Source organism: Niveispirillum sp., assembly GCF_017996735.1.
Classification (GTDB): Bacteria; Pseudomonadota; Alphaproteobacteria; order Azospirillales; family Azospirillaceae; genus Niveispirillum.
Genome location: NZ_JAGOGJ010000001.1, coordinates 129321 through 141718, shown reverse-complemented (window position 1 = coordinate 141718; position 12398 = coordinate 129321). Strand labels below are relative to the sequence as shown.

12 protein-coding genes are annotated in these 12398 nt (G+C 65.8%); 4 read left to right on the top strand and 8 right to left on the bottom strand.

Features of this window, described 5'->3' with window-relative positions; genetic code table 11:
• Window positions 1–21 precede the first annotated feature (21 nt).
• The 8 genes from KBA48_RS00585 to KBA48_RS00550 form a co-directional block, all read right to left on the bottom strand.
• Window positions 22–855: an SDR family oxidoreductase gene (locus KBA48_RS00585; RefSeq protein WP_292902690.1), complete on the bottom strand. Its 834-nt coding sequence runs from the start codon at window positions 853–855 to the stop codon at window positions 22–24.
• A gap of 32 nt (window positions 856–887) precedes the next feature.
• Window positions 888–1307: a MaoC/PaaZ C-terminal domain-containing protein gene (locus tag KBA48_RS00580; RefSeq protein WP_292902689.1), complete on the bottom strand. Its 420-nt coding sequence runs from the start codon at window positions 1305–1307 to the stop codon at window positions 888–890.
• A gap of 19 nt (window positions 1308–1326) precedes the next feature.
• Window positions 1327–1767 (bottom strand): MaoC family dehydratase N-terminal domain-containing protein, encoded by a 441-nt coding sequence (locus tag KBA48_RS00575; RefSeq protein WP_292902687.1) that lies wholly within the window; start codon window positions 1765–1767, stop codon window positions 1327–1329.
• Between the two features lie 10 nt (window positions 1768–1777).
• A complete protein-coding gene (locus KBA48_RS00570; RefSeq protein WP_292902685.1) occupies window positions 1778–2965 on the bottom strand; it encodes a lipid-transfer protein in 1188 nt (395 codons plus the stop codon).
• Between the two features lie 100 nt (window positions 2966–3065).
• A complete protein-coding gene (locus KBA48_RS00565; RefSeq protein WP_292902683.1) occupies window positions 3066–3464 on the bottom strand; it encodes a nuclear transport factor 2 family protein in 399 nt (132 codons plus the stop codon).
• A gap of 304 nt (window positions 3465–3768) precedes the next feature.
• Entirely contained in the window at window positions 3769–4197 is a 429-nt protein-coding gene (locus tag KBA48_RS00560; protein WP_292902681.1) for a VOC family protein, read from the bottom strand.
• Window positions 4198–4258: 61 nt separating this feature from the next.
• Entirely contained in the window at window positions 4259–6466 is a 2208-nt protein-coding gene (locus tag KBA48_RS00555) for a TonB-dependent receptor (RefSeq protein ID WP_292902679.1), read from the bottom strand.
• 298 nt (window positions 6467–6764) lie between these two features.
• Window positions 6765–8057: an MFS transporter gene (locus KBA48_RS00550; protein WP_292902677.1), complete on the bottom strand. Its 1293-nt coding sequence runs from the start codon at window positions 8055–8057 to the stop codon at window positions 6765–6767.
• 247 nt (window positions 8058–8304) lie between these two features.
• On the opposite strand from KBA48_RS00550, the gene KBA48_RS00545 reads away from it, so the two are divergent.
• From KBA48_RS00545 to KBA48_RS00530, 4 genes are all read left to right on the top strand, one after another.
• On the top strand, window positions 8305–9534 hold the full coding sequence (locus KBA48_RS00545; RefSeq protein WP_292902675.1) for an FAD-dependent monooxygenase: 1230 nt from the start codon (window positions 8305–8307) through the stop codon (window positions 9532–9534).
• 3 nt (window positions 9535–9537) lie between these two features.
• Window positions 9538–10485 (top strand): threonine/serine dehydratase, encoded by a 948-nt coding sequence (locus KBA48_RS00540; protein WP_292902673.1) that lies wholly within the window; start codon window positions 9538–9540, stop codon window positions 10483–10485.
• A complete protein-coding gene (locus KBA48_RS00535) occupies window positions 10482–11480 on the top strand; it encodes an ornithine cyclodeaminase family protein (RefSeq protein ID WP_292902671.1) in 999 nt (332 codons plus the stop codon). The genes KBA48_RS00540 and KBA48_RS00535 overlap by 4 nt, the downstream gene beginning before the upstream one ends.
• 130 nt (window positions 11481–11610) lie before the next feature.
• On the top strand, window positions 11611–12387 hold the full coding sequence (locus KBA48_RS00530; RefSeq protein WP_292902669.1) for an enoyl-CoA hydratase-related protein: 777 nt from the start codon (window positions 11611–11613) through the stop codon (window positions 12385–12387).
• The last annotated feature ends 11 nt before the right edge of the window (window positions 12388–12398 follow it).

Sequence of the window (12398 nt, the reverse complement as noted above, 5' to 3'; positions counted from 1 at the left end):
TGATGCACGGGCGATGGCGGCTCATATTCCCGTCAGGCCGCCGGTACACATCAGCACCTGGCCGGAGACGTAGTCGCTTTCCGGAATGCAGAAGAGATAGACAGCACCCGCCGCTTCCTCCGCAGTGCCGGCGCGTCCCAGGGGGATCGACCGCGCCATCATCTCCATGACGTCCGGATTGACGCCGATCCTGATGTCGCGGCCGTCGATCGTCGCGGTGCTCTGTGCGTCGGCCGTGGCTTCGGTGAGGCGGGTCCGGATCAAGCCGTAGGCGACGCAATTGACCGTCGTATCCATCCGCCCCCATTCCTTGGCCAGCGTCCGGGTCATGCCGGTGATGCCGGCCTTGGCGACGGCATAGTTCGTCTGGCCGGCATTGCCGAACAGGCCGGCGACGGAGGAGATGTTGACGATCTTGCGGACATTGCGCCGGCCCGCGTCGGCGTCCGCCTTGGCCAGCGACCGGATGACGGGTTGTGCCGCGCGCAGGATGCGGAACGGTGCCGTCAGGTGAACGTCGAGAATGGCGTACCATTGCTCGTCGGTCATCTTCTGGACCACGCTGTCCCAGGTATAGCCCGCATTGTTCACGATGATGTCCAGGCCCTTGAAGCCCTCGACGGCCGTCCCGATGAAACGCTCGGCGAAGTCGGGGGCGCTGACGCTGCCGGCGCAGGCGATGGCCTCGCCGCCTGCTGCACGGATCGCCTCCACCGTCTCCATCGCGGGTTCGGGGTCGAGATCGTTGACAACCAGGCGAGCGCCTTCGCCGGCCAGCTTCAGCGCGATGGACCGCCCGATGCCGCGGCCCGATCCGGTCACCAGGGCGACCTTGCCCTCCAGTTTCAAAGACATGTGCTGCTCCCTCCCAGGGATGTTTGTGATGGTCAGCCGACCGCGACCAGCGCTTCGCCGGCGATCCGGGTCTGCCCATGTTGATTGGTGTTGCGCAGTTCGATCCGTGCGCAGGTCTCGCCATTGAAAGTCACCACATCCTTCACCGTTGCGGTGACCGTGATCCGGTGGCCCAGATGGGTGATGCCCAGGAACCGGGCGTCGAATTTGCGCAGCCGGTCCTGCGGGACCCAGGCGGTGATCGCCCTGGCCATCCAGGCCATGCCCAGCATGCCCTGCGCGAATACGTCCGGCATGCCGGCCTTACGCGCGAAATCGATATCGAGATGGATAGGGTTCAGGTCGCCCGACGCGCAGCCGAACATCGCCAGCAGGGCGCGGTTGACGGGTTCAAGGGCAAGCGGCGGCAATTCCCGCCCCGGCGCCAGGCCGGAAGGGATTTCTGTGCTCATGACCGGACTCCAACAGGTATCAGTTGCGAACGACGATGACGGTCCGCATTTCGGCGACCAGCTCGCCATGCTGGTTACGGGCCTCGGACCGTTTCTCGATGAAGTCCAGGGCACCGTTCTTCTTGTCATAGATGTCCGCGATGCTGGACGTCACCGTGACCACATCCCCGGCGCAGGCCGGCCGGTGGTAGGTGAAGCCCTGCTCGCCATGCAGGATGCGGGCGATGGGAATGCCCATATCCGCCAGCATTGCGTCCAGAGCGCCGCTGTCCAGGTCGGCGGCGAACAGGAAGGTGGGCGGAACCGGGAGGTCCGGATAGCCGGCGGCCCGCGCGGCCTCGACATCCTGATAGACCGGATCGGTTTCCCCGATGGCCCTGGCAAAGGACCGCAGCCGTCCCCGTTCGATTTCCAGGACGGATGGCTTCAGCTCACGGCCGATCCATGATTTCTCGATCATCGCGCACCCGTCAGCATTGTTCGTAAAGGGTGACGACGCAGGCGCCGCCCAGGCCCAGATTGTGGGCCAGCGCATGACGGACCCCGTCGACCTGGCGTCCGTCGGCACTGCCGCGCAACTGATGCGTCAGCTCATAACATTGCGCCAGACCGGTGGCGCCCAGCGGATGCCCCTTGGACAGCAGGCCGCCGGACGGGTTGGTGACAACGCGCCCGCCATAGGTGTTGTCGCCGTCGGCGATGAACCGGGCGGCGCCGCCCTCCGGACACAGGCCCAAAGCCTCATAGGTGACGACCTCGTTATGGGCGAAGCAATCATGCAGCTCGACGACGCGGATATCCTCTGGCCCAACGCCCGTCTGCTCATAGACTTGGGCGGAGGCGCGCTCCGTCATGTCCTTGCCGACCAGTTGGATCATGTCCCGCGATTGCAGTGTGACCGGGCGGTCGGTGGTCATCACCTGGGCCGCGATGCGGACCTTGGGATCAAGCCCGTGCTTCCTGGCGAAGTCGCGGGAGACGACCAGAGCAGCAGCGGCGCCGCAGGTCGGCGGGCAGGCCATGGGCTTGGTCATCACCCCCGGCCAGATGAGCGGGGCGTCCAGCACATCCTGCGCGGTCATCACATTGCGGAAGACCGACAGCGGGTTCCGGGCCGCATGGCGGCTGGCCTTGGCGCGGACCTCGGCAAAATCCCGCAGGGTCGTGCCGTATCTTTCCATATGCGCCTTACCGGCGCCGCCGAAATAGCGCAGCGCCAGGGGCAGATCGACATCGACCAGCGTGTCGCACGCCGTATCGAAATCGGCGAAGGGGCTGATGCGCTGCGGGAACGCGTCAGGGATCGGGCCGGGGTCCATCTCCTCGAACCCGACAGCCAGGGCGCATTCCACCATGCCGCTGGCAACGGCCTGCCGGGCCAGGAACAAGGCGGAGGAGCCGGTGGAGCAGTTATTGTTGACATTGATGATCGGAATGCCGGACATGCCGGCCTTGTAGATCGTGCGCTGCCCGGCGCAACTGCCGGCGAAGACAAAGCCTGCATAGACCTGTTCCACCGTGCCGTAATCGATGCCGGCATCGGCCAGCGCCATCCCGATCGCGGCCGCACCCATCTCGTCATAGGGCGGGCTTTTTCCCGGTTTGGCGAATGGCACCATGCCCACGCCTGCGACAAGCACTTCTCTCGTTGCGGACAAGGTCGTTCTCCCTGGTGTTTTGTGGTGGCGTGTTCTGTGATGGCACCACGCCCACAATGTCTTGCCGGCGCGGCCGTTCCCGTGACGGACCGCGCGTCATTTATGTTTCCGGCAAAGGGGATGTGATGGCGGTGGCATGGTGCGATACGTTGCGCCAGGTGCCGCCACGGCGGATATAGACGCGGGTATGGCGCCCCCGCTTCACAAGCGCCGGGGCCGTCCCGCTAATGAAACTGTTCTCAAAAGTGCCGGTCACGACGGCGGCATCACCGAACAGGCGGATCATTGTTTCGATCAACTCATATCGGTCGAACCGTCCGCCATCGGGAGCGACACCGGCCAGGAAAGCTTCCTTGTCGCGGGTCCGGCCCGACGCCTCGACATGCACGTAATCGTCATCGGTGATCCGCGCCAGGATCGCATGGTCGGCCGCGACGATGGCGTGCGCCCGCGCCTTCTCCATCCGGGCGATTTCCGCGCGGTCATCCTCGGTTGCCATGTCCTGGACCTCCTTGTCATACCAATCCGCCGAGGGTTTGACGCTTGGCAGATTGGAGGCCGGCGACTGCCGGCCCGGCACCGCGTGGTGCCGTAAGCCAAGCCGCCGGATGGCGGCGCCCGGCGTCTGAGGGAACACGCAATCTTCCTGGATCGGTCACGATCAAGGAAGATCGGTATCAGACCAAGTTGCGATGAGTAGAGCTCTTCGCAACTTGGTACGGCCGCGACCGCCGCTGCGCGGCCCGTGCCGCGTGAAGCCAAGCCGTTGGCATGTTGGCGCCGGCGATCAAGGCCAATGAGTATCAGGTCAATATCCCGCGGCCCGGCACGATATCCGGGTCGGAGGTCACCCGGTCGGCGCCCAGCGGCTCCTCGAAGATGACTTCGATGCGGACGGCGTTGGGGTCGAAATGGTGGACCTGGGTATAGGGCGTCTGGTCGACCGGCCGCGCCTCGAACCAGCACCGCGCCTCACGCAGCTTGGCGATATAGGCCGGCAGGTCCTCTCCCCGGAAGGCCACATGGTTGAACATGCTGATCCCCTGGTTGCGGGGCGTTTCCAGCAGATGCAGAATGGGATAGTCGCCATCGGCGGCGTACAGCCAGGCCCCCCCGACGCTCCAGTCGGGTCGCCATCCCGGCTTCAACCCCAGGAAATGACCGTAGAAGGCCACGCTGGCCGCCACATCGTCGGTGTTGATGGTCGCGTGGTCCAGTCGGACACCCTTCATTTCCCACTTCCTTCGTGTATACGCGGACTGCCGCCAAGGCTGCGACAGTCCGCAAACGGCGTCAGAGGCGCAGCGTGAGGTCGACGCCGATGGTCCGCGGCTCGTTAAGACCCTTGAACAGATAGCCCGCCGCCACCGGCGATGCACCGTCGGCATGCCGCTCGTCGGTCAGGTTGCGGACCCAAAGCGCCAGTTCCAGGCCTTCGTCACGGCGCTCCAGTGCCAGCCGCATGCCGACGCTGGTATAGCCGTCCTGAAGATAGCGCCCGTCGTTGAACGGCGCGACGGTGGATCCCGGCTGGGAATAGACCTTGCTGCGGTTGGTCGCCGTCAACGAGATGCGGCCGTCGAAATCCTCCGTCATCTGGTGACGGTAGTCCAGCGCCAGCGACCCCTGGAAACGCGGCGCCTCGACCAGCGGGCTGCCGGTATAGTCCACGCCCGGCCCACCACCATCGGGAAAGGATCGGAAATAGGCATGGTTGAACCCGACGCCGCCGGACAACCGCAGGCCCGGTAGCAGGGACGCATCGAAATCAGCCTCGATGCCCTGGCTGCGCACGCGGGCAGCGTTGGTGATGACATTAATGACGGTAGGCAGCGTGCCAGCCGCCGGGTTGGGATCGATGATGTTCTGGGCCTGCTGGAAATCCTTGAACCTCTGCCGGTAGGCGGCGAGGTTCAGGCGCAGCCGGCGGCCGAACAGCTCGGTCTTCACGCCGGCTTCGTAATTGACCACGGATTCGGCATCGAAGGTGACACCGCTCAGCGTCTTGACCACGTCCATGTTGAAACCGCCGGCCCGGTCGCCCGTGCTGTAGAGCGCATAGATGCTGATGTCGGATGTCGGCTTGACGGTGACGCTGGCCATCGGGTTGAGGGTGGGGTCGGACAGGCCGAAATGGGCCTTCAATGGCGGATAACCCAGAAGGATCGCAGTATTATCCTGCACCTTGTCGGCCGACTTCGTCGTCCGCTGGTAACGAAGCCCGGCGTCAAGCGCCAGCCATTCGGTTGGGCGCAGCGTGCCATGAGCGAACAGGGCCGCCTGGTCGGTGGCGACGACGCCGGTACCGCCGATGATGGAGCCCCGCACGGGAACCACGGGATAGTCCGGCCCGAACCGGACCGTCTGCACCTCGCTCGGGTTCTGATGATAATAGAAGGCCCCGACCACATAATCGTAGAGAGGGTTCTTGGGCGAGGCGATACGCAGTTCCTGGCTCAGTGCCCAGTCGGCATAACGGAAGCCGACATTGATCAGCGATGCCGGCGAGCCATCGCCATCATAATTGAAGCTGTCGCGCGACCGGCGGTAGGAGCTGATCGAGGTCAGCACAAAATCCTCGGGCAGGGTCTGCTCGACATTCAGGCCCAGGCCCCAGATGGTGCGGTCGCGGAACGGCTTTGTGTTGGCATTGAACGTATAATCCGCCATTCCCGCCATGGGCCCGGTGGAGAACTTGCCGACGCCCAGCAGGATCTCGTCCTTGGCGCGCACACCGTCAGCCGAGAAATCGATCGTGGTGTCGGGGGTGGGCACATAGCGAACCTGCACGCGGCCCGCATAGTTGGTGCCGCCGCCGGCCGTCGACCCGTCATAGGCGTTCTTGTAGTAGCCGTCCTGGCTTCTGCCGGCCGCGGTGAGGCGCACGGCCAGATCATCCGTCACCGCTTTGTTCACATAGCCGGAGCCGGCGAACAGGTTTCGCTCACCCGTCGAGACGGTAGTGCGGCTGCTGTCCTGGAAACTGGGCTTCTGCGACTGGATGGCGATGACGCCCGTCAGGGAATTATTGCCGAACAGCGTGCCCTGGGGCCCGCGCAGCACTTCGACGCTTTCAATGTCGAAGATCGGATAGTTGATGGAGGAGGACCGGCCCAGCGGTGCGCCGTCCAGATACATGCCCGTCCGGTTGTCGATGCCGGGATTGCGCGAGATGTCGCCCACGCCGCGGATACCGATGAAGGGTTGCGGGCGGGTATTGTCGGCGCGCAGCACCAGGCCCGGCACCTTGTTGTCCAGGTCCATGGTGCTGACCACGTTTTGCGCCTGCAACTTGTCGCCGGTCACGGCCACCATGGAGAATGGCGTGTCCTGCAGGTTTTCCGATCGCTGGCGCGCAGTCACCACGATCTCCTCCAGCATATCGCTTTCGCCGGCAGCCTGCTGCGCCCCGGCGTTGGAGGAGGCGAGGATTGCCAGCACCGATGCCGATATGAACAGAGGCCGCCACGATGGTGCCGACTTGAAACTTGAAACCTTCATTCCCGTGTCCCCCTGAGAGACGTCGCCGGATGCTTGACTGCTTCCTGGCCGATCATGTGCTGCCAAATAGGAGGTAAAGCGCGTCGGCATGCCAACACCGTGTGTTCATCCAATCCATTCACGTGAGGTATAGGGGATTGGAGGGTATCGGAATCATCTGCCTTGTTTTGCGCGGAAGTTGCAGGTCCGCTCCGTCCCTCCCATGCCGGAGCGGCATTAGCCGGAATGAAAACGCCACGCGCCGATGGCTCGGCGCGTGGCGTGTGGACGCGATACTCAAAGGGGGGGACATGCCCCGTCAGGGAGTGACTGTTGCCGGCCGGGCTGGCCTGCGCGCCTGGAGACGCAGGAAGATCGTCAGACAGGCCCAAGCCCAAACCATCGTCACCACCGCGCACAAGGCCAACGGCATCCCGATCTTCTCCGGCGCTCCCAGCAGCCGCGCCAGCAACGGCACGGAGGATGGGCCCAGCACCGTGCCGATGGTGCCCGGCACCAGGAAATAAAGGGCGACCGCACGGGCGCTGAACTGTCGCGGGAACAGCGCCTGGAACCCGTAGGGTCCCGCCGCGATCACCGCGCCGACCGCCAGCATCCCCGCTCCCGCTGCCGCCAGGGCCGCCAGGGGATGGGGAACCAGACAGGAGGCCATGGTCGCCACGCCCAGCAGCAGGATCGATGCCCTGACCGTCCGGATCAGCGCATCGCGATGCCCGCGCGCGGCCAGATCGCTGATCAGCTTGCCGCCGCCCAGCGCGCCGATCGCCCCGCACACCAGATAGACCGCGCCATAGGCGGCGCCGGTCTGCCTGGCGCTCCATTCGTGGTCGCGGATGAACAGGGTGGGTGTCCAGGATGTGGCGGCGGTGACCAGTGCCGCGATGGCGGTAAAGGCCAAGAGATAGGCCATGATCGCGGCACGGTCATCCTTGATCACGGTCAGGAACGCGGCCAGCGAGGTGCTTTCCTTCGGCACCGGCTGGCGCTCCGGTTCGTGCATGAATGCCATCAGGACCACGCCCAGGATACCCAGGACCGCACAGGCGACGAAAAGCCAACGCCACGGCGCCAGTGCCGACAACCAGGACAGGCCGGGCGCCGGATCCGACGCTTGGGTCGTCAGCCAATCCAGCACGGGGCCACCGATGGCCAGCGACGCCCCGCCGCCGACATAGACGCTGAGCGTCAGGGCTCCCATGGCAAAGGCCTGCCGGTCCACGGGATAGCTCTGGCGCAGGATGGAGATGGCGGCCGGCGACAGGCCGGCCTCACCCAGCGCCACGGCCATGCGCGCAGCCAACAGCAGCCCCAGGCCACTGGCCAGGCCGAACAACAGCGTGGCGATGCTCCAGACGGCGACGCTGACCATGATCACCGTCTTCCGGCTGACCCTGTCGGACAGCCAGGCGATGGGAAACGCGGCCAGGCAGTAGGTCAGGGCGAAGGCGGCACCTTGCAACAGGCTGAACTGGGCGTCGCTGATCCGCAGGTCGGCGCGCATGGGGGCCACGAGGATGTTCAGCAACTGCCTGTCGAGGAAGGCCAGTACCGACACGACGAACAGCGCGAAAAGCGTGAAACGTGTTCCCACGGATATTTTCCTTCCAGGATGACGCATGGTGCCAAGTTCAGCACGATCCTGTCCATCACCCGCTGCCACGGCAAAGACCATCTCCTCATCGTCCCTATTCATCCCGGACATAGGGGGGCGATGCCGCGCGGGAATGGTCCGCATGAGCAGGTAGGATTGGACGGCGGTGGCGGCGGGCGGATAGCGTCGGCTCAAGGGGGGCGGCGCCCGCCTATCGAACCATCCCATCAGAACGAGGAACGGTGCTTTGAACGGGATCAGACGACGTGTTCTCATTTCCGGGGCCAGCATCGCGGGTCCGACGCTGGGCTATTGGCTGCATCGGCATGGGTTCGACGTCACGCTGGTGGAGCGGGCCCCGACCATCCGTCTGGGCGGCTATGCCATCGATGTCCGTGGCACGGCGATCGATGTAATTGAGCGCATGGGCATCCTGCCGGCGCTGAAGGCCGCGCATGTCCACACCCGCAAGTTCACCTTCATCCGGCAGGATGGCCGTAAGGTCGGCTCCATTGATCCGGACTCGCTGATGGGGGCCGAGGCGCACAAGGATGTGGAACTGCCGCGCGGCAGCCTGACCTCGATCCTGCACGACCTCACCCGCGACAAGTTCGAATATATATTCTCAGACCATGTCACGGCGCTGGAGGACGGTCCCGACGAGGTCACCGTCACCTTCCAGAGCGGGCAAAAACGCAGCTTCGATCTGGTGATCGGCGCCGATGGCCTGCATTCGCGTACCCGCGCCATGGTTTTCGGACCGGAGGAGCGGTTCAGCCGTTATCTCGGCTATTGTTTCGGCGTCTTCACCATGCCGAACGAGTTCGGCATGGTACGTGAAGGCTGCATTTTCAACGCGCACCAGAAGATGGCCGGCCTGTACGCGATCGGCGACCAAGCCTGTATCCATGGCATCATGGTGATGAAGATGCCGGAGCCGTCGCGTGAGGCGCTGGGCGACGCCGGCTGGCAGCGCCAGACGCTGCATGACGGGTTCGCGGGTGAAGGCTGGATGGTGCCGAGCCTGCTGAAGGGCCTGGACCGCAGCGACGACCTCTATTTCGATGCGATGATGCAGATCCGCATGCCCAGTTGGTCGCGGGGTCGGGTGGCCTTGGTCGGGGATGCCGCCTTCGCGCCGTCCTTCTTTTCCGGGCAAGGCACCAGCATCGCGCTGGTCGGGGCCTATGTGTTGGCCAACGCCCTGGCCAGCCACGCCAGCCACGAGGAGGCCTTCAAGGAATATGAGCGTCTGGCGCGCCCCTTCATCGAGGCCAACCAGGCGACGGCGGCGGATGGCAGTTCGATCATGGTGCCGGACAATCCCACGAAGCTATGGCTGCGCAACAGCATGATCCGCCTGTCGCCGATCCTGTCGCGGCTGGGCCTGGTCAGCCGCAATTCCCGCAAGGTACACAGTCTGCTGGACGTGGCCAGCGTGCCGCAGCCGGCTCCCATCACCAGCGGATCGGCGTGAGACATGGATGCACCCATTGATCTCCGCCCGGAGATCTTCGCAGCGGCCCGCGAACGCATCCGGGAGTTGGCCTTGCATACGCCGCTTCTGCGCTTGCACGTCGCGGACCGGGCCGACATCTATATCAAATGCGAGAATTTGCAGGCCATCGGATCCTTCAAGATCCGCTGCGGCGCCAACGCCCTGCTGCGGCGGCGCGAGATGGCACGGTCGGGGGTCTTTACCGCCAGTGCCGGCAATTTCGCGCAAGGGCTGGCCTATGCCGGCCGGGCGCTGGGCTGCCCCGTCACCAGCTATGTTCCCGAAACAGCGGCGTCAAGCAAGGTGGAGGCGCTGACGCGGCTGGGTGCCCGCGTCATTGCAGTACCCTATGACGATTGGTGGGCCATGCTGGCCCAGCCCAGCGACGATCCTTCCTTCATCCATCCCGTGACCGATCCCGACGTGCTGGCCGGCAACGGCACCATCGGGTTGGAGATCCTGGAGGATCTGCCCCGTGCCGCCACCATCCTGGCACCCTATGGCGGCGGCGGCCTGTCGGTCGGCATCGCTGCGGCCCTGCGGGCGGCGGGGTCGGACGCCAGGGTCATCGCGTGTGAGACGGAGGCCGGGGCGCCGCTGACGGCGGCACGGGCGGCGGGTGGTCCCGTCACCATCGATTTCAATCCAAGGACCTTCATCACAGGCATGGGTGGCCCCGCCGTCCTGCCTTCCATGTGGCCGCTGGCCAGGACGCTGGTGGCGGACACGGCCGTGGTGTCGCTTTCCCAGGTGGCAAGCGCCATCCGGCTGCTGGTGGAACGCCATCACCTGGTGGCGGAAGGAGCGGGTGCCGCGACGGTGGCCGCCGCCCTGGACCGGGATTTTCCCGGCCCCGTGGTCTGCATCCTGTCCGGCGGGCATCTCGACACCGGCCATCTGGTCAGTATCCTGCAAGGGAATGTGCCATGAGGACACCGCCGGTCCCTTTCCGCATCCTGGGGCGGGAGGCCATCCGGACGGCACTGCCGCTGGCCACCTGCATCGACCTGATGCGCGACACGATGATGTCTGTCTCCAAGGGGGAGGCAAGGCTTCCCCTGCGCACGGTCATGCCATTGCCGGGGGAGACCGGCGCCTTCGCACTGATGCCCGGTTTCATGGAAAACCCGGCGGCGCTGGGCGCCAAACTGCTGTGCCTGATGCCCGGCAACGCAGCGCGGGGCCTGTCCTCCCATACCGGCGTCGTGCTGCTGTTCAACAGTATCACCGGGCAGTTGGAGGCGCTGCTGGATGCGGCCGAGATCACTGCACTGCGCACGCCGGCGGCGACGGCTGCTGCCAGCCGCGTGCTGGCCCGGCCGGATGCCGGCGATCTGGCCCTGCTGGGAACCGGTGAGCAGGCGTTCACCCACCTGAAGGCTCTGGCGCTTGTCCATCCGTTGCGCAGCGTCCGATTATGGGGCCGTGACCTGGAAAAGGCCCGGGCTTTCGCCGCCCGGGCGCAACCCTCGATCGCCGCGCCCATCACCGTCTGCGGGTCGGTCGAGGCGGCAGTCGACGGGGCCGACCTGATCTGCACGGCCACCGCCTCTGCGGAGCCCATCCTGCAGGGCCGGTGGATCAGCGCCGGCGCGCATGTCAGCCTGGTGGGGGCCAGCGTCCAGTCCGCCGCCGAAATCGATGTCGATGGTGTCCGCCGGGCCCGCTATTTCGTGGATTACCGCCCGTCGGCACTGGCGCAGGCGGGGGAACTGGCCCGCGCGGTGCAGGCTGGACAGGTCGGCTGGGACCATATCGCTGCCGAGATCGGCGAGGTCCATCTTGGCCGCCATCCAGGCCGGGCCGACGGCGGCGACATCACCATTTACAAGTCGCTGGGCATCGCCGCCCAGGATCTGGCCGCCTGCACCGCCGTGCTCGCCGCCGCACAGGCAGGGAATCTGGGCCTTAAAGCCGAACTGTAAAAATTTTTCCCCCCTCAATCGCCGGCGCCCACATCCGTGGGCTTGGCTACGCGCCACGTGGCGCGCGGCGGCGGTCGCCCCCGAACCAACGGTCGAATATTTCGACTGTTGGTATATCCGGAGCCCACCCATGTGCCTCGACTTGAAACGGACGGACGCGATCGCAATGATCACGCTGGCCCGGCCCGACAAGGGCAACGCAATCAACATCGAGCTGGCGGATGCGCTGCTGGCCGCCGTGACGGCGTGCGAGGCCGATGCTGCCATTCGCGCCGTGGTACTGACCGGTGCCGGAGCCCTGTTCTGCGCAGGCGGCGATATTGACGCCTTTGCCCAGGCCGGGGCGGAAGCGCCCGGGCTGATGCAACGGCTGACCGGGCCGGTCCATGCCGCACAGGTGCGGCTGGCCCGGATGCGCAAGCCGCTGGTGACGGCGATCAACGGTGCCGCCGCCGGGGCGGGTCTGGGCCTGGCCGTCATGGGAGACGTAGCCATCGCTGCTGCGTCGGCGACCTTCGTGGGCGCCTATGGCGCCATCGGGCTGTCGCCGGACGTGGGGGCCAGTTGGTGGCTGCCCCGGCTGATCGGTCTGCGTCAGGCGCAACGCCTGCTGCTGCTGGGCGAGAGGATCGATGCGGTGGAGGCCGAACGGATCGGCCTGGTGACGCGGATGGTCCCGGACGACCAGTTGATGGCCACTGCCATGGCGGCGGCCGGGCGTCTTGCCCACGCCTCCTTGCCGGCCCTCCAGCGGACGCGGGCCTTGCTGCTGGACGCACCCCTGGCCGATCTGGAGACCCATCTGGACCGCGAGGTGCAGGCGCTGACTGCGTGCGCCGGAGAGCCGGACGCCGCCGAGGGCATCGCCGCGTTCCGGGAGAAGCGGCGGCCCAGCTTTTGCGCCTGATGTCTGCGTCC